The 18,708-nt window shown below is 64.5% G+C and carries 12 protein-coding genes; 9 read left to right on the top strand and 3 right to left on the bottom strand.

Annotated elements, in window-relative coordinates; genetic code table 11:
* Window positions 1-4: 4 nt before the first annotated feature.
* The gene (locus KA184_02690) at window positions 5-712 is read right to left on the bottom strand and encodes a hypothetical protein (GenBank protein MBP8128461.1); all 708 of its coding nucleotides are present in this window, start codon (window positions 710-712) and stop codon (window positions 5-7) included.
* Between the two features lie 28 nt (window positions 713-740).
* Entirely contained in the window at window positions 741-2,036 is a 1,296-nt protein-coding gene (locus KA184_02685; GenBank protein ID MBP8128460.1) for a hypothetical protein, read from the bottom strand.
* Between the two features lie 333 nt (window positions 2,037-2,369).
* Here KA184_02685 and KA184_02680 point away from each other — a divergent pair, with 333 nt between their 5' ends.
* From KA184_02680 to KA184_02655, 6 genes are all read left to right on the top strand, one after another.
* Window positions 2,370-3,788, top strand: a complete 1,419-nt coding sequence (locus tag KA184_02680) for a glycoside hydrolase family 28 protein (GenBank protein ID MBP8128459.1) — start codon at window positions 2,370-2,372, stop codon at window positions 3,786-3,788.
* Window positions 3,789-3,993: 205 nt separating this feature from the next.
* Entirely contained in the window at window positions 3,994-4,875 is an 882-nt protein-coding gene (locus tag KA184_02675) for a DUF115 domain-containing protein (protein MBP8128458.1), read from the top strand.
* 4 nt (window positions 4,876-4,879) lie between these two features.
* Window positions 4,880-7,279: a glycosyltransferase family 4 protein gene (locus KA184_02670; GenBank protein MBP8128457.1), complete on the top strand. Its 2,400-nt coding sequence runs from the start codon at window positions 4,880-4,882 to the stop codon at window positions 7,277-7,279.
* Window positions 7,276-8,505: a glycosyltransferase gene (locus KA184_02665; GenBank protein ID MBP8128456.1), complete on the top strand. Its 1,230-nt coding sequence runs from the start codon at window positions 7,276-7,278 to the stop codon at window positions 8,503-8,505. Before KA184_02670 ends, KA184_02665 begins: the two co-directional genes overlap by 4 nt.
* Before the next feature lie 84 nt (window positions 8,506-8,589).
* Window positions 8,590-10,395, top strand: a complete 1,806-nt coding sequence (gene pepF, locus KA184_02660) for an oligoendopeptidase F (protein ID MBP8128455.1) — start codon at window positions 8,590-8,592, stop codon at window positions 10,393-10,395.
* A 69-nt stretch (window positions 10,396-10,464) separates the two neighbouring features.
* Complete coding sequence (locus tag KA184_02655) at window positions 10,465-12,003, top strand: DUF2961 domain-containing protein (protein MBP8128454.1); 1,539 nt, start codon at window positions 10,465-10,467, stop codon at window positions 12,001-12,003.
* 19 nt (window positions 12,004-12,022) lie between these two features.
* On the opposite strand, the gene KA184_02650 is transcribed toward KA184_02655, so the two are convergent.
* Window positions 12,023-12,592, bottom strand: coding sequence for a thioredoxin family protein (locus tag KA184_02650; protein MBP8128453.1), 570 nt, complete (start codon window positions 12,590-12,592; stop codon window positions 12,023-12,025).
* A 218-nt stretch (window positions 12,593-12,810) separates the two neighbouring features.
* Between KA184_02650 and KA184_02645 the strand changes: the two genes are divergently transcribed.
* The 3 genes from KA184_02645 to glgP all read left to right on the top strand — a co-directional run bounded on the left by KA184_02645 (window position 12,811) and on the right by glgP (window position 18,698).
* On the top strand, window positions 12,811-14,664 hold the full coding sequence (locus tag KA184_02645; GenBank protein ID MBP8128452.1) for a hypothetical protein: 1,854 nt from the start codon (window positions 12,811-12,813) through the stop codon (window positions 14,662-14,664).
* A gap of 53 nt (window positions 14,665-14,717) precedes the next feature.
* Window positions 14,718-16,013 (top strand): cell division protein FtsA, encoded by a 1,296-nt coding sequence (gene ftsA / locus KA184_02640; protein ID MBP8128451.1) that lies wholly within the window; start codon window positions 14,718-14,720, stop codon window positions 16,011-16,013.
* A gap of 123 nt (window positions 16,014-16,136) precedes the next feature.
* Window positions 16,137-18,698: an alpha-glucan family phosphorylase gene (gene glgP / locus KA184_02635; protein MBP8128450.1), complete on the top strand. Its 2,562-nt coding sequence runs from the start codon at window positions 16,137-16,139 to the stop codon at window positions 18,696-18,698.
* Window positions 18,699-18,708 lie beyond the last annotated feature (10 nt).

Genomic DNA, 18,708 nt, shown 5'->3' with positions numbered 1-18,708 from the left:
CAGGTCATTCGGCGGCCCAGAACCGGCGCGGCTGCAATTCGATGGGCGCGTGCCACAGGTCGCGCGCAATCGCGAGCGCGTCCGGGGCGGGCACGCATCGCGCCTCGCTCGGCACGAATCGCGTGCCCTGCGAACCTGACGCAACAACTGAACCCTCGATCACTTCCAGCACGTCGCGCATGATGAAGTGGCAGAGCTTGCCGCTATAGGTGCGGCCGGGCACGTGGTCGCAGGCGCGCAGGTCGCGCCCACAAACCGAGCACTCGGGTGTGCGGAAGGAAAAGCCGATCGACGTCTCGCGATAGACGCCGCCCTCGATGTTGAGAATGAAGTCGCGATTGTCCCCCGTGCGCAGGACGTACACGTCGGGCCGCACGGAAAGGCGCTCGCCGTCGCGGTGCAACTGCGAGCGGAAGAACGTGCCGCGCGGCAGCGACCCGCGCAGGTCGTGGCGCTCCATCAACGGGCGGCCCGGCGTCAGCCGGTCGATCTTGTCGAGTTCCTCGTCGGGGAACCGGCTGAAATGCCGGTCGATCTGGTTATGACAGAGGTCGAGGGTGAAAACGGCGAATTCCTCGCGCGCGAGCGGGCGCAGCGTGTAGCGGTTCACCGTGTCGAGCAGCTTCTGTGCCTCAGCGTTCGCGCCGGATTCCTCCGCGCGCATGCCGAGCAGCGCGCCGTCGCGCCGAAAGACAAAGGGTTCCAGTTCCATGCGGATGCCTCCGATGATGTGGCGGGATTCAGCGGGATTCGGGAAGGCGCAGCAGCGCGGCGGCCTGGTCGCGCCCGACCAAGCCGCGGTCCAACAGCGTCAGCGCATTGGCAATGTCGCGGCTGCGCGCCTGTGCTTCTTTGAGCACGTCCACGGTGCGGTTCTGTCGCATGTGCACCTTCGCGCGCGCCTCGCCCCACATCAGCGCCAGTTCGAAGTTGTAGAGCCGTTCGAGGATGCGCTTGACGCTGCGGTTGATGCCTTCGACCTGCCGCGTGATGATCTCGAATTGCGCCGTGCCGTAGGTTTCGGTCGTGCCGTAGTTGCGCCCCAGCAGGATTGGCATCAGATGCATGCCCGTGATCACCTGTTCTTCGACCGCCTTGTGATTGTCGTAGAAGACCTGCGCGTGCTGATCGGCGCGGACCACCGAAATCTTCACGTTGTCGTACGTGACGAGGTTCTGGTCCACTTCAAGCCCGCTGAGCCTGTCGCGCAGATCCTTGAAGTTCGCGCCGATGCGCGCCTGGTACGCCTCGGGGCTTTCCCCGCGCTGCCGTTCGTCCGGCGCGTACTGCACGTGCAGCTTGGCCCAGCCCGCGTTGTGCGTCGCCTTCGCCATGTCCTCGAGCAGGCGCTGCTGAATCTTTACCACGAACGGGATTGAGCGCAGCATCGAGCGCCCGTACGGGTTGGTGCCGTCGCGGTCCATGCCGACGTAAATGAACCGCTCCGTCGGCAGCGGGATTTCCGCGCCGTTCCAGACCTGATACGCCTCGAGCGCGCCCTCTTCGCGTTTGAACCGGACCGTCCAGACGTCCACCGGGACCACGTCCCAGATGGATTCGCGGCCCTGCGACAATACGATCTCGAGCGCCGCCGCCCCGTATGTGAACAGGGACGTGTAGAAGACATCGAGCAGGCCGTCCATGCCGCGATCGCCGCTGTTGACACGGTGGTTCAGGTCGTCGATCAGCCGCTGGGCGCGCCGCCGGGCCGTGTCCGAACTTGCATCAGCGATTTCGACCTCGTAGCCCGTCTGGCACAGCCGCTTCCACGTCCATACCGCGTCCGAGATGTCCGGTATCGCGTCGCGCAGGAAGCGGTAGACCTGCAGCATCTCGAAAGGCGTCTCGTTCGGCAGCGGCACGAAATGGTCCCAGTGCACGCCGAACCGGCTCACGTCCTCCGGCACCGACGCCGTCTTGAACACGCCCGCGGGCGGCAGCGGCACGGGGCGCAAGCCCCGGCCCTTGCCTTCGCCGGCGCGCCGGCCCAAACCCCGTTTTTCGCGCCAGAAGGGCATCGGCCACCAACGTGCCATCCACAGTTCCCTTTCTGTTCTCCCCTCACACCCATCCCCCTATGCAGGTGCATTGCACTGGGAAAGAACAGAAGGCCGCGCGCGGCGTCTTGCCGCCTAACGCGCGGAATGCGCACGAACGCGGGCAGAGGCCGGTATATACCGCTTCACCTTGATTTCATCCGCGCGGTGGCGCGCCTTCGCGGTATCGTAGGCCGTCTGCATGCGCAGCAGTGTGTCCATCTTCGGCCCGAACGCCTTCTCGATGCGCAGGGCCATCTCCGGCGAAAGCGACGCCCCTTGGCGGCGGCATAGCGCGCGAACTACGCTTGACATGCGCCGGAAAAGACTGGAATGGTAGGCCGCAAAGCGGGAAAGGGCATGACGATGCACAACAAAATGATGCTGAAACTCGGTATCTGCCTTTGTCTGGCGGTGTCGCCGGCCTTTGCGGCGGAAACGGGGCCGTGCGGCTACGATGTCCGCGCCTTCGGGGCCGTCGCGGACGGCGCGACGCTCGATACACCCGCCATTCAGGCCGCAATCGACGCCTGCGCGGCGGCGGGTGGCGGCGTGGTGCGCGTGCCGCCGGGGCGCTACCTCACCGGCACGGTCTTCTTGAAAAGCGGCGTGACGCTGCATCTCGAAAGCGGCGTAACGCTGCTTGGCAGCACGAATCTCGACGACTACCCCGCGCGCACGGTGGCCTACCGCTCCTACACGGACCGGTACACGGACCGCGCGCTGCTTTTCGCGGAGGATCAGGAAGGCGTGGCCGTCACAGGCGGGGGCGTGATCGACGGGCAGGGCGCGGCGTTTTCCGGCGAGTACAAGAAACGGCCCTACATGCTGCGGTTTGTCTCCTGCCGCGACGTGGCGCTCGAAGACGTTGGACTGCGCGACGGCGCCATGTGGACCGTGCACTTCCTGGCCTGCGAGGGCGTGCGCGTCTCCGGCGTGGTCATCCGCAGCCGCTGCAACAAGAACAACGACGGTCTCGACATCGACAGCAGCGCGAACGTGGTCATCAGCAACTGCGACATCAGCAGCGGCGACGACGCGATCGTGCTGAAGAGCACGTCCGCGCAGCCCTGCCGCAATGTCGTGGTGACGAACTGCGTGCTGAGCACGGCCTGCAACGCGCTCAAGATGGGCACGGAATCCAACGGCGGCTTCCAGAACATCGCGATTAGCAATTGCGCGATATACGACACGCGCCTCTCGGGCTTGGCCCTCGAGATCGTGGACGGCGGCGTCATGGACGGCGTGGTCGTGTCCAATCTCGCCATGCAGAACGTCGGCTGCCCCATTTTCATCCGGCTCGGCAACCGGGCGCGGCCCTTCATCGACGGCGGCGAGAAACCCGGCGTCGGCGCGCTGCGCAACGTGAGCATCAGCCACATCCGCGCGACCGGCGCGGACCAGACCGGCTGCGCCATCGCGGGTCTGCCGGGCCATCCCGTCGAGAACGTCAGCATCAGCGACGTGCGCCTCGATTTCGCGGGTGGCGGCACGGCGGAAGACGCCGCGCGCGTGCCGCCCAAACAGGAAGCGGAATATCCCGAATACAAGATGTTCGGGGTGCTGCCTGCCTACGGTTTCTACTGCCGCCACGCGCGCGGCTTGGCATTCAACGATATTGCGGTGACCACCATGACGCCCGACGCGCGGCCGGCATTTGTCTGCGACGACGTTGCGGACCTGCACGTATCGCACTTGACCGGCAACGGCACATCCGCGGAACCCGTGATGGGCGGGCCCACGCGGAAATGATGTCCCTTTGGAGCGGGGGAGCTTGCTCCCGCTCCTGTTCCGGGCAGCTTGCCGCCCGGAAGAAGACGGGCGTGCGGCAAGCCGCGCGCGGTGAAGACGAGAGCAAGCTCTCGCAGTCCCAAGCGGTCTTGTCCGGCCGCGGGACCGTGTGGCATTATCTTCAGGAGATTGCGGGGCGTGAGACGATCGTGGTGATACGCGCTGGATGATTGCCTGGACTCCACAAATCCCCTGGTGGGAAAAGCCGGTAGGCTATTGGCGCCTGCTCAGGGCGCGCCGCCGGTTCTATGACCGCATCGGCGTCACATGGGGCGGCTGGCGGCCCAAACTGGCGATGGTCCCAGGCTATCAGCAGCGGCTGGCCGTCATGCGCGACCGGTACAAGGGCAAGCGCTGTTTCGTGCTGGCGAACGGTCCGAGCCTCAAGCAGCTGGACCTCTCGAAATTGCGCAAGGAAATCACCATCGGCTGCAACGGCATTTATCAGCTCTACCCAGAGTGGGGATTTACGACCACGTATCTCGTCTTCGAGGACATCGAGCAGATCGAGCTGCGCCGCAAGGACATCGCGGCGGTAAAAGGGCCGAAAAAGCTCGCCGCAATCTACAACGCCTACTGCTTCCGCGCCGATCAGGACACGATCTTCTTCCACGCGCCCCGTTATCGCGGCGGCAAGTATTACTGGACCGAACTATATCCTCAGTTCTCGACCGATTTCGCCGGGATCGTGCATCTCGGCTCGACGGTTACGCACATCATGCTGCAACTCGCCTATCATCTCGGCTGCGACCCGGTCTACGTCATCGGGCTCGACCACGACTACGGCGATCTGCCGAAGCGCTTCCCGCCGGGCAAGATCACGATCACGGAAGAGAACATCGACCTGATCCGCGGCCTGCATTTCAGCCACCAGTACTACAAAGTCGGCGACCAGATCGGGGTGCCGGACGTCGAGCGCCAGGAACAGGCCTACGCCCTCGCCCGCGACACGTTCGTGCGCGCGGGCCGCCGTGTTTACAATGCGAGCGCCCACACCGCTCTCGACGTCTTCGAGCGATGCGATTACGCAGCGCTGTTCCCGGCGTGACGCGATGAACGCGCAACGGCGCATCCCCGTATTGATTGCCCTCGGCGATTTCGCGTCGGGCGTCGTCTCGTGGGGGTTCCGTTTGCGCGATGCCTTTGCCGTGCATCCCCGTTACGAAATCCTGCTTGTGAACTGCCGCGTCACCGGCAACAACATCGGGCGCTTTGACGTCGCCGCGCCTTCGGACGCCGCGGTGCGCGCGGTATGCGCGGACCGCGCCCCGGCTGTCGTCGTGCCGAATTTCGTCTGGGATATCTTCCCGATCGCCGCTGAACTCGCGGAAACCGGCGCGGAATTGCGGACCATCGGCTTCTGCCGCGCCGATAGCGAGGAAGAATACTATGCGCCCCTGGCGTGGTTTGACCCCGTCATTGCGCAGTTCGTCGCGGTGAGCCCCGAGTGCGGCCGGCGCCTCGGTGAGCGGCTGCCGCACCGTGCGGGCGACATCACGGTGCTGCCCACGGGCGTGTGGGTCCCGGAACGCCTCGAGCGCGTGTGGTCCGCGCGCCCCATCCGCCTCGTGTACGGCGGCCGCATCGTGCAGCAGCAGAAACGCGTGATGGATTTTGTGCCTCTCGCCGAAAAACTCCTGGAACGGCGCGTTGATTTCGTTTTCGACATCATCGGCGCGGGCAGGCAGCTTGCGGAACTGCGAACGGCGCTGGAGCAGGTCCCGCACGGCGGGCGCGTGCGCCTGCTCGACCGCGTTCCGCCCGAGGCGATGCCGCGGGTCTGGGCGGAACACGACATCTTCATTCAGACCTCCGATTTCGAGGGCACGAGCAACAGCATGCTTGAATCCATGGCTTGCGGCACGGTCCCGGTCATCACGCGCACGGAAAGCGGTGTCGCGGGCGTCATCGAGGAGAACGCGAACGGGATGCTCGTGCCCATCGGTGAGATGGACGTCATGGCCGACGTGATTGCCGCGCTGGCGCAGCAGCCGGAACGCATCGCGGTGATGGGCCGCGCCGCGCACGAGACCGCGCGTCTTTATTCCATGGAGAGTTACGTCGCGCGTTTTTCGGAAGTGCTGGACCGTGCGCTGGCCATGCCCGGGCCGCGCCGGCCCGCGGACCGTCCGCTCGAGCCGTCGCGGCCGTTCGAGGGCATCGGGCTCTTCCGTGAGGACACGGCTCAGACTCTTGCACCGGCGGGAGTTCCGTGCCGGGAGGAGGACAGGCATCTTGCTCATGCTACCGAACCACGCCCGGGAATCTCTTCCCCCGCGGCTCCGGCTGACGCAAAGCGCCTGCTGATTGCATTTCCGTCGCCGGTCCGAGGCGGCGCGGAGGACTACACGCTTACCATTGCCCGTGCTGCGCGCGCACGGGGTTGGGAGGTGACCGCGGGCTTCCCTTACCGGCACACAACCGATTCGCTCGTGCGTGATTTCCGCTCGCTCGGCGCGCACTATCACCCGCTTGAAATCTGCGAACTGGGCAACAAGCGCGGCCAAGCAAAACCGCGCAAGCGCATCACACGCACGCTGCGCTATCTGCGGCGCTTCAAGCCTGGCGCGGTCCTGCTCGAACTGCCCGGCGCGCAGTTCGGTTTCGGGCCGCTGCTCGCCTGCGCGGTCACGAAAACACCCGTGGTGGCCGTCTACCAACTGGTCCGCGACGACATCGTTTACGGCCCGTTGCGGCGGAGTCTGTACCGGATGCTACTGCGCCGCAGGCTGCGCTGCGTCGCCGTATCGGAGCACAACCGCGACCTTTTGTGCCGGCTGTTCGGCGTCGGGGCGTCGGGCATTCATGTCGTGCCGAACGGCGTGAACCTGGATCGTTTCAAGCACGCGGAAGCCGAGCGCGCGAAGGCGCGCCAGCGCGTGCGCGAGGAACTCGGCTTTCCGGCGGAAACGCGACTGCTGCTGACCGTGGGCCGTCTTGCGGGGCAGAAAGGTTACGATGTGCTGATTCCCGCGGTTGCGCATATTGCCGCGACGTTCCCGGATGTGCGCTTCATCTGGGCCGGAGATGGCCCGTGGGAGAAGCGGCTCCGGGAAATGGCCGCGGCCTATCGCGTCGAGGAGTATGTGCGCTTCCTGGGCGTGCGCGGCGACATCCCGGACCTGCTCGCCGCTTGTGATCTCTTTGTGCATCCCTCGCGCCATGAGGGCCAGCCGTTTTCGCTGCTGGAGTCGATGGCCGCAGGCCTGCCGATTGTCGCGACGCGCGCCAGCGGCATTCCCGAGATCATCGAGCACGAACGGCACGGCCTGCTGTGCGCCGTGGACGACATCGCGAGCCTGCGCGACGCCGTAATCGACGCGTTGCGCCGCCCCGGGGCCATGCAGGAGATGGCCGCGGCTGCGCGCGAACGGGTGCAGGCCTTCACGGAAGCCGCCATGATCGAGATGACCTTCGCGTTGATCGAAGAAGCGCGGGAGCGTCAATCATGAGCGCCGCGGGTTCCCCCACGGTGCTGATTGTGCATCCTGGCGGGCTGATGCCGGTCCGGGGCGGCGGCGCGGCGCGCGTGTGGGCGCTGATCGATTTCCTGCGCAGCCGAGGTTTGCGCGTTGACCTCATTACGGGCAATCACGGCGAGTACGACGCCGCGATCGCGCGGCGCGTGGACCGGCTCTGGCAGCCGCCGCAAGGCGTGGCAGACAACGGCATGGCCGCGGTCTCCCTTCGCACGCGCGTCCGCCGCCGCATGGAGCGTCTGCGCGACGCTGCGTCGCGCCGGCTCTGGTCCGGCGTGGCGCCGCCCGGGTCGCGTCTCGCGACATGGCTTGAAGAGAACCGGCGGCCCAGCCTCGAACTCCTGACGGGACAGGCGGCGTATGCCGAGCCGCCATTGGCCGTGATCGCCGTATACGCCGGATTGGCGCGCGCCTTGGACCACGCGCCGCCGGGGGTTTTGCGCGTGCTCGACACGATCGACGTGCAGCACAAGCGCTCGGCGGTGGCGCGTGCGGCGGGCGGCGACCTGTCGCATATCGCATGTGGGCGCGAGGAGGAAGCGCGCGAACTGCGGCGCGCGGACCTCCTTCTTGCCATTCAGGCAGAAGAAGCGGACGAACTGCGGGCGATGTGTCCCGGGGTCTCCGTGTTGCTCGTGCAGCACGCGCAGGCCATGCCGGAATACGCGCCAAGCCCGGACGCGTCGCGCGAGGTATTATGCGTGGGCAATCTGTACGACCCCAACGTGCGCGGCCTGCTCGCCTTCCTGGAGCAAGCGTGGCCGCATGTGATCGAGGCGGTTCCCGATGCGAGGCTGGTGGTCGCCGGGCGGGTGGGCGAGGCCGTGCCGCGAGGGACGCGAGGCGTGCGCGTCGAAGGTGTCGTCGCGGATATTGCGCCGCTGTATGCGCGCGCGGCCGCGGTGATCAATCCCGTACCCTACGGCACGGGGTTGAAGATCAAATCCGTCGAGGCGCTGACGCACGGCCGCTGTCTCGTCTGCACCCCGGCGGGCCTGCAGGGTCTTGGCGCGCCGGAGGAATTGCCGGTGCTCTGCGCCGAAACGGCGAATGGCATGGCTGCGCCGCTTATCCGCATGTTGACGGATTCGGCAGCGCGGCGCGAACTCGAAGCGCGCGCACGCGCTTTCGCAAAGGCCCGGTACAGCCCCGAGGCCGTCTACGGCCCGTTCGTGGACCTGCTCCGCGCGCGGGCATAGTATTCGCGGCGCGTAACGCGCCGCGTGCATGAATGGCGCGCGTTCGTTACAATTCTCCCGCAACAACGGAAGGATACCCGCTGCATGGCCAAGACGAAACGCATTCCCGAGCGCAAAGAGTTGCACCTGGAGGACACGTGGGACCTGACGAGGCTTTTCCGGTCGGACGCGGCATGGGGAAAGGGTTATGAACGGCTCGCGGATATGGTGCCCGCGTTCGCAAAGTTCCGCGGCAGACTGGGCCGCTCGGCGAAGATGCTGCGCGATTGCTGCGAATTCGAAGTGGCGTTTAACCGGCTTGCGGAGAACCTTGGCGTCTACGCGTACCTGAAGTCGACCGAGGACGTTACCGTCGACCGGTATCAGGGCATGCTCGCGCGGTACACGTACCTGGCCACGAAAGCGGGGGAGGCGGCCAGCTTCATCGCGCCGGAAATCCGGGCCATCCCGAAGAAGAAGATGGAGGTGTTTCTCAAGAGCCCCGTACTGAAACCTTTCCGGTTCCAGTTGGAGAGACTGCTGCGCTACCGGCCGCACATTCTTTCGGAGAAGGAAGAGCGCGTACTGGCTATGCAGGGCGAAGTGGCGGGCACGCCCGGCAAGGTCTTTGGCCAGCTGAACGACGCGGACCTCAAGTTCGGCTTCGTAACGAACGAAAAGGGCGTGCGCGTGGAGCTGACGCAGGGGACATTCCGCAGCCTGCTCGAATCGCCGAAACGGCCGGTCCGCAAGAGGGCGTTTGACCTGTTCTACGCCCAGTATGACGCGCACAAGAACACGCTCGCGGCAACCTTGAGCGGTTCGGTATTGCAGGACGTCTACCACGCGCGCGTGCGGAACTATCCCTCCGCGCTGGAGGCCGCGCTCTTCGACGACAAGGTGCCTGCTGCCGTGTATGAGAGCCTGATTGCGGCGGTGCGCGCGAACCTCGAGACGTTGTACCGCTATCTCGAACTGCGCCGCCGCGTGTTCCGGCTGCCGGACATACACATGTACGACACCTACGCGCCGCTCGTAAGGGCGGGCAAGACGCGCATTTCGTACGCAGTCGCGGTGGACCATATCTGCGCCGCACTCGGGCCGCTCGGGCCGGACTATCTCAAGACGCTCCGAGAAGGTCTGTTGACGGGGCGCTGGGTAGACCGCTACGAGAACCGCAACAAGCGCAGCGGTGCGTTCTCGTACGGGACCTACGATTCACCACCGTACATCATGATGAACTACAAGGAAGACGTGCTGGACAGCATGTTCACGCTCGCGCACGAAGCGGGGCACTCGATGCACTCGTACTACAGCCGGAAACGGCAGCCGTATCAGGATTCGCATTACAGCATCTTCGTCGCCGAAGTTGCCTCGACCTTCAATGAGCAATTGCTCAGTCATCATCTTCTTGAAAAGGCGCGGGACCGGAAGATGCGTGCGCGGCTGGTCAGCCGCGAGATCGACGAGTTGCGCGGCACCATTGTGCGCCAGACCATGTTCGCGGAATATGAGAAGATACTGCACGCTGCCGCCGAGGCCGGCGAGCCGCTGACCGTCGAGCGCCTGCGCGAGGAATATGGCAAGCTATTGCGGGCGTATTTCGGCCCTGATTTCGCGCTCGATCCCGCGCTGGAATTGGAGGGGTTGCGCATTCCCCATTTCTACAGCGGATTCTACGTATACAAGTACGCCACCGGCCTGTCCGCCGCCATCGCGCTGTCCCGCGCCGTGCTGCACGGCGGCGCGCGGGAACGCGACCGCTATCTCGAATTTCTGGCGAGCGGCGGCTCGGCCTATCCGCTCGACCAGTTGCGCGCCGCGGGCGTCGACCTCGAAAAACCCGATGCCGTCGCCGCGGCCATGACGCACTTCCGCGAATGCGTGGAGGAACTCGAAAAGCTGATTTGACGCGGCGCGGACCCCCGGGCCGCCGGGATATATGGCAAGCAGTCGCGAGGCAATGCGGGGAGTCTGAACATGCGTAGCTATCGTCTCATCATTCTGTTCTTGGTGGCGGCGGGCGTCAGCGGGATTGCCGCTGCGAGTCCGGATGCAAGCGCGCTCGATGCGCTAACGCGCCAGCAACAGTTCGAAGCGCGGCGGTCGAGCAGTTCGCATGAGGATGTCACGCGCAACGGGGACGCGCGCGGCATCGGCGCGGGCGAAACGCTCGTGCTCCTGGACGAAAAAGGCCCCGGCATGGTCACGCATATCTGGCACACCATTGCGAGCTACGACATCTTCCACGGCCGCTCGCTGTCGCTGCGCGTTTACTACGATGGAAGCGAACAGCCGAGCGTGCAGACGCCGCTGGGCGATTTTTTCGGCATCGGGCACGCCGCGTGGCGCAACCTGAATTCCGCGCCGGTTACGGTGACTTCCTACGGACGCAGCCGGTCCTGTTACTGGCGGATGCCCTTCCACGATTCCATCAAGATCGCCGTCACCAATGATTCCGAGACGCAGGAAGTGGATTCGTTCTATTATTATGTGGATTGGCAAAAGCTCGACAGCCTGCCCGAAGACACGGCCTATTTCCACGCGCGCTATCGCCAGGAATTCCCGGCACAACCCGGCAATTACACCCTGCTGGAAACGACGGGCCGCGGCCATTACGCCGGGACGGTCTATTCGGTCCAGCAGATGGAATCAGGCTGGTTCGGCGAGGGCGACGACTTCTTCTACATCGATGGAGCGGACACGCCGCAACTGCGCGGCACGGGCACGGAAGACTATTTCAATGACGCATGGGGCTTTCGCGAATTCTGCGCCCCCTATTTCGGCGTGCCGATTTACGAAGGTGTGCTCACGGGTGACCGCGTCACCGCGTACCGTTGGCACATTCTCGACCCCGTTCCGTTCCAGGAATCGCTGCGCGTCGTGATCGAGCATCGCGGCAGCGTTTTCAACGACCGCGCCAGTCTCACCGAACTGGAACTGGGCAATTTCGAGGAGCGCGCGGACTGGCTCAGTTCGGTGGCGTTCTGGTACCAGTACCCGCCGGCCCGCATCGAAGAACCGCTGCCGCCCGCCGCGCAACGCATCCCGCCATATCGCGTCATCAAAGGCTCGGATTTGACCTATCGCGCGGACCCGCCGTTCCTCGTCCTGCCCATGGACCCGTTTCTGGCTTATCTGCCCAGTGTGTCCGACGCTAAGATCGAGTTTGACGTTCAAATTGAACAGGACGGGCGCTATCAAATCAGCGGCGTCTTTCTGTACGGTATTCCGTGCGGCGTCTATCAGCCTTATCTCGACGCAAAGCCCTTGGGCGGAGCGCGGGACTTCGTGCAGGGTCAATACGACCCATGCTGGATTTCACTCGACACCCACGACCTGAAGGCCGGCACGCACACGCTGCGTTTCGAGGGAACGGGCCGTCCGTCGCCAAACGCCCGCCCGCTCATGCCGAACATGAACGGACTCGGCATCGCCGCGCTGGTGTTGTTGCGGCTGGACGACATGGAAGGTTACCTGACGGTTCGGAACCGGCTACTCGAACAGAAGGGCAAGTAAGAGCATTCGTCTGGCCGCCTCAAGGCGCGCTGGCGGATGCGGTATCAATAAGCTGCAACAGTTCGCGCATCACCACGCGCCGCTCGGGATCGGCCTCGTAGAGTGCGCCGACTTTCTTGCGCGCCGTCGCGACGTCGCCGCAGGCTTTTCCGCGGGCGATCACTTCGCGGCATGCGTTGGGCATCGGCCCCCAATTGCCGCACTCGACAAAGCGGTCATTCAGAAAGATGAATTTAGGGATCGCCTCGCCGCCGTTGGTCAGGAATCGAGCGAAGACCTCCTTGTGTTGCCCGCGCGCAATGTAGTGCACGCGCAATTGGTCCGTTGCGCGCGCCATGCGTTCGAGCACCGGAACATGCCGCACCACGTCGCCGCACCAGTCCTCCGCGATGGCCACGACATGCACGGGCCGCGCGAGCGCGCCGAGCAGGGCCGCCGCGTGTGGTTCAAGCACCTGGGCTGCTTCCCGCTCCCGCATGGTGGCCCGGTTCTCCGCTGATTCGCCCGCGGCGATCCATTTGTCAAACGGCGCGCCCGATTCAAACACAAGTCTCCAGTCAATTGCCGGCAAGACAGGCGGCCTTGGCATGAGTTCATTCTCCTCGCTGATGGGTGCCCGCGCCCGTTTCGGTCCATGAAGAAGAAACGCCAATCTGTCGCTTGGGATTCCAGGGGCAGGCGGACAGTGCCTTTCGGGCCTGTTTCCCGCATAACAACCCCTTGAGGTGTTTGACGTTATGCACCACAACATGTATTGCCCCGCAACGCCGCCTATGATACAATAAACCGCACGGAGGAGTACTCACGGTGCGATTTGCAAAGCGAAATCGTGGCTGGCTTGCAGGCCGTCGTCTGTTTGGCAGCGAATACGGCGGGGAATCGAGCGGGGTCGCATCAGAAGAACGCAGTGCGCTGCTCGACAACGATGCAGACGTGGGCGAGGGCGTTATTGGTGAACCGGCGCCCGCTTCGATGGGGGACCCCACCCACCGCTTGCTCACGGCGCTGGGCCGGTTTCAGCGCCAGGTGTCTCGTGCGGAAAGCGGCGCGCTGCAGTCCCAGTGGTGCGACGAGTGCATGAACCAGATCATCGCGGGCATCGAGTTGTCCATGACGCAAGGGTGGAATGACGTCACGCAGGCGTTGACGGACACGGCGCGCGTGTTGCATTCCTATGAGCGGGTGGAGAGGGCGCAGCAATGCGTCTCCTTCCTGCAGGACAGCTATGAGATCCTGTGCCTGATGGTGGGCGACTTGATTGTCGACAATGTGCGTTCGGGCGTGATGCAGAAATGGCGGGAACGGTTTCGGCGCGCCGTCGAGGACATGCAGCACTTGGGGATTTCCCTGGTCGAGGACGACGGCGACGCAGAAGAGGAAATAGAAACGGCGGTCGAAATGAGGGGGGCGGCCCCGGCCGTGGCCGCGCAGGAGCCTGAGGAGCAGGGTTCCTTGTTTGAATTGACGGACTCCAATGCGGAGGACGAAGAAGAAGCTGAGGCCGTTGCGAACGCGCCGGCGGCCGACCCCGTCATGGCCCCGGCTTTTGTCGAGCCCGGCCTGACCCCCGCATCAGCCGAAGATTCGGGCAATCTGCCAGCCTTGGGCGACTTGCTCGAAGAAGAACAAGAAGAAGAGGAAGAGGAAACGGAAGAAACGCAGGAAGAGCCAGAGCCCGGCGAAGAAGAGCCGGTTCTCGAGGACACCGGCGTGTTCGAGCCAGCCGGAGAGACGCGGGAAGAAGGTGATGGGGAGGAGATAGAAGAAGAAATCGTCGAGGAGGCCGACCTCCTGTCGCTCGCGGAGTCTCCGGAAGAAGTGACGCCCTTCGAGGAGCCCGCGGCCATTGTGGCGAGCGCGGAGACTGCCGTCGAAGAAGGCCCGCCTCCGTTGGGGTCCCCCGCGCACCCCGTGGCGAAGCCGGCTGCCATCCCCGTGGCGGCGCCAGCGGCGCCGCGGACCGGGGCGGCGGCGGCCGAAACGTTGTTGCAGCACACGCGCCAAGCCATCAGCAGCGGCAACGTGGCCGATGCGAAATTGCTCGCGCTCGAATTGGCGATCAACATGGCCCGGCTGGAAGCCCAGCGCGTCGAGGAGCAAGTGGGCCGCGCGGAAGCGTTGCTGACGCAGAACGAGACGTCCATTGCCGAGGCGGAGGAGGCCGTTCGTCAGGAGGAGCAGGAGGTAACGGCCGCCGAGGAGCGGGTGACGGGACGGGAACGCGAATTGGGCGAGTGCCGCGCGCAGCTATCGCGCCTGCATGAACAAGTGGCCGCGATACAGGGGGTGATCGAGGGGATTGACGAGGAGATCCGCAAGCTCGAAGAGCGCCGCCAGGCCGAGGTCGAGCGCCTTGCCGCCGTGCGCGACGAGCAGGAAGAAGCGCTTGCGCATGAAAGCCGGATCCAGACGGAAATTGAACATCTGAACGACACGGCGCAGGCCGCGCACGAAACGCTCGAAGAGAGCCGCAATCGCGTTTCGCGTCTGCGCAAGGAGCGCACGGAACACGATTCCGACCTGCAGAGCGCGCTGGTGGCGTTGGAGCAGCGGAAGCAAGCGGTCAGCCAGATCGCGCAAACCATTGAGAGCATTCGCGTGGTTATGGGCGGCGCGCCCGTGGGGCCCGTTCCGGCGGAACCACGCGATGAGTTGTTCTGAGACTACAGGAAGGCGGGCCTGACCCGTCCACGTTTGGGAGGTCGTGTAAGAGGGTGAGCAAACGGGGCGAGATAATCGGCGCGGTAGACTTCGGTTCCCGCGACGTACGGGTGCTGATAGCGCGGCGCGACTACGACGGTTCGCTCCACGTATTGGGCCACGGCACGGCGCCCGGCAAGGGGTGTGTATCCCAAGGCGTGATTCAAGACCTTAACGCGGCTCAGATCGCGTTGAAACAGGCCCTCGGGCGTGCGGAGAAGGAGTCTCGCGTCAAGACGATGTCGCTATTTTGCGGCGTGAACGGACGCAACGTCGAGACATTCATCCGGGAGGGCAACGTCAAGCTCGAAAAAGAAGTGGTCGAGTACCGCCACATGGAAGAGGCGCTGGACATCGCCTCGCGCGATATCCTGTCGCCGGGCCGGCACGTGGTCAGTTCCATTACTTCGCAGGAATGGTACGTCGACGAGTTGCGCGTCATCGATCCCATTGGCATCCGGGGCGGCGTGCTTAAGGCGCGCGTGCATTTTGCGCGGATGCCGGCCGCGATCGAGGAAAACCTTGCCACGTGCATCGAATCGCTCAACCGCGAACTCGAAGACGTGGTATTTCTGCCGCTGGCCTCGGCGCTGGGTTGCCTGACCATGGAAGACATGGAGCTTGGCGTGGGCGTGATGGACATGGGCCGCAGCACGACCGGCGTTGCCGTCTACCGCGATTACCGTATCCTGGGCGCTTCCTGCTTCGAGTGGGGCGGCTACCATATCACGCGGGACGTGGCCGCCGGCCTTCAGGTCTCGTTTGAGGAAGCGCAGGACCTGATCCTAGAGTACGGCGTGTCTGAGACGCTGGTCCGCCGCTACGATGACGATGAAGGCGCCGAGGACAGGGGGCGTTCCAGTATCACGCTGGAGGAACCGCGATCGCCGCTCAAATTGAAAAGCGCGGTTCATGGAGCGCCGTCCATCGTCGAACGCAACGAACTCGACATGATTATCTTCGAGCGCTCGAGAGAACTCATGACCAAGGTCCGGCAGCATCTGCAGTCCCGCGGCCTCATGAAGCACCTGGTCCGGGGCATGGTGCTCACCGGCGGCGCCAGCACGATCCGCAATCAGGCGGCATTGGCGGAAGCGGTGTTTCAAGTGCCCGCGCGCATGGGATTGCCCGAGGGAATTCCTGGCCTGCCGGGCCCCATCAATTCGGCGGAGTTCTCGGCGGTCGTGGGGGTGCTGCGGCACGGCGCGGCCTATCGCACGGCCGCGCAGAATGGCCGCATGCATGCTCGCGGACCGCTGGCCGCCCTCTGGCGGCGCGTGAAGAATGCCGTCGCCCGTTACTTCATCTGAGCGAGATAGAAACCCGGTGCGCGGCGGTTCTTGTCTGACTCAGAACGCGGTGGTATCTTACGCGCGCACAGCATGGGCGTGCCGCGTCCCGGGGGGACGGACGCCTCGAGGAGAACGAGCCCTATGGCCACGGTAATGCGGTACACGGTGGTCCCGAAGCTGCCCGATCGCGTCGCGAAACTGGCGGATATCGCGAACAACATGTGGTGGTGCTGGGACCCGGACGCCATTGAATTGTTTCTGCGCATCGACCGCCACAAGATGTGGGTGGCGATGCATCAGAACCCGAAACGCATGCTTGGCGAGGTCAGTCAAATCCGCTTCGAAGAGCTTGTTCGGGACGAATCCTTCCTCGCGCATTTCGATCGTGTCGTGCGAAAACTCGAGGACTATATGCGGGGCAGCCGCTGGGCAGAAAAGCACCCCGCCGCGCCGGAAGGATTCGAAATCGCCTATTTCTCCGCCGAATACGGCATTCACGAGTGCCTGACAGTCTATTCGGGCGGCTTGGGCGTGCTCGCTGGGGACCATCTCAAGGCGTCCAGCGACCTTGGCATTCCCCTTGTCGCCATTGGGTTGCTTTACCGGTCCGGTTACTTCCGCCAGTACCTGAATGCCGACGGCTGGCAGCAGGAAGAATACCCGCGCAACGATTTCTACAACATGCCGATCGAGCTGGTCTACGACGCGGACGGCGCGCCGCTGCACGTCGAAGTTCCGTATCCGGGGCGCACCGTGAAGGGGCGGGTCTGGCAGTGTCACGTCGGGCGCGTGCCGCTCTATCTGCTGGATACGGACTACGAAGAGAACACGCCGGAAGACCGGCGCATCACGGGCGAGTTGTACGGCGGCGACCGCGACACGCGCATCCGCCAGGAGATCATGCTGGGCATGGGCGGCGTGATGGCGCTGCACAAGCTGGGCCACCGCCCCACGTGCTTCCACATGAACGAAGGGCATTCGGCGTTCATGACGCTGCAGCGCATCAAGGAACTCGTGCAGTTCGAGGGACAGCAGTTTCACGAAGCGCTCGAGACCATCAAGGCCGGCAGTTTCTTCACCACGCATACGCCCGTGCCCGCGGGCAACGACATGTTCGACCCGCAAATGGTCGAATACTATTTTTCCAAGTACTGCGAAGAGGTCGGCATCACCACGGACCAGCTGCTGGCGCTGGGCCGGCAGAACCCGGCCGACAAGCGCGAGCCCTTCTGCATGACCGTGCTCGCCATCAAGCTCTCCGCGGGCGCGAACGGCGTCAGCCGGCTGCACGGCGAAGTGGCGCGAAACATGTGGCGCAACACGTGGAAGGGCATACCGGAAAACGAAATCCCCATTACGCACATCACCAATGGCATCCACACCCGGTTCTGGATCTCGCGCGACCTGGCCGACCTGTACGACCGTTACCTCGGGCCGGGCTGGATCAACAGCCCCGATGACCAGTCCATTTGGGAGCATATCGACGAAGTGCCCGATACGGAACTGTGGCGCACGCACGAGCGCCGCCGTGAGCGGCTCGTCACGTTTGCGCGGCGCCGGCTGCACACCCAGCTTACCAACCGTGGCGCGCCCAGCACCGAACTGAGGCTGGCCATGGAGGTGCTCGACCCGGAATCGCTGACCATCGGTTTCGCGCGCCGGTTTGCCACGTACAAACGCGCTACGCTCATATTGCGCGACGCCGAGCGTCTGCGCCGGATTCTGCTGCACGCCGACACGCCCGTCCAGTTTATTATTGCGGGCAAGGCGCACCCGGCCGACCACCAGGCGAAGCACCTGATCCGCGACCTCGTCCACTTCGCCCGGGACCCGGATATCCGAATGCACTTCGTCTTTATTGAGAACTATGACATCAACGTGGCGCGGTATCTCGTGCAGGGGGTGGACTGCTGGCTGAACACGCCGCGCCGGCCCATGGAGGCAAGCGGCACCAGTGGCATGAAAGCCGCGGCCAACGGCGCGCTGAACATCTCCGTGCCCGATGGCTGGTGGTGTGAAGCGGCGATCCCCGGCGTGAACGGATGGAACATAGGACTGGGCGAGACCTACGACACCATCGAGGAACAGGACAACGTGGAGTCGCAGGCTCTGTACGAAATCCTCGAACAGGAAGTGGTGCCGACCTTCTACGACCGTGGCCGCGACGGGCTGCCGCGCGAGTGGATCGCGCGCATGAAAGCCGCCATTCGCACCATCTCCCCCGTCTTCAACACGCATCGCATGGTGCAGGAGTATACCGATCGCTTTTACCTGCCCTGTTCGACCCGGCGCAGCGAGTTCAAGCAAGACAATCGGCTGCGCGCCCGGACTCTCGCGGCCTGGAAACAACTCATGCACAAGCATTGGCCCAAGGTGGCTGTCCGGAACGTGCAGTGCGGCGACCGCGACAGGTTGCCGTGCGGAGCGCAGCTTCCGGTCAGCGCCGAGGTCGTGCTCGAAGGGTTGACTCCCGACGACGTGACCGTGGAAATCTACTACGGCGACCTCGACCCGGAGGGTCAAGTAACCCTCGGGCGCGCCGTGGAGATGGCCTGCACGGGACCGGCAGGCAAGGATGTGTACCGTTTTGAAGGCGCGGTTGTCTGCGAGAAGACAGGACAACAAGGCTTCACCGTCCGGGCCATTCCCAACCACTCCGACTTGGCGGAAAAACACGAGACGGCGCTGATTGTCTGGGCGTAGGCGGGGTGGC

The sequence above is a fragment of the Candidatus Hydrogenedentota bacterium genome, from assembly GCA_018005585.1.
GTDB lineage: Bacteria > Hydrogenedentota > Hydrogenedentia > Hydrogenedentales > JAGMZX01 > JAGMZX01.
This window is presented reverse-complemented; position numbering and strand designations above follow the sequence as displayed.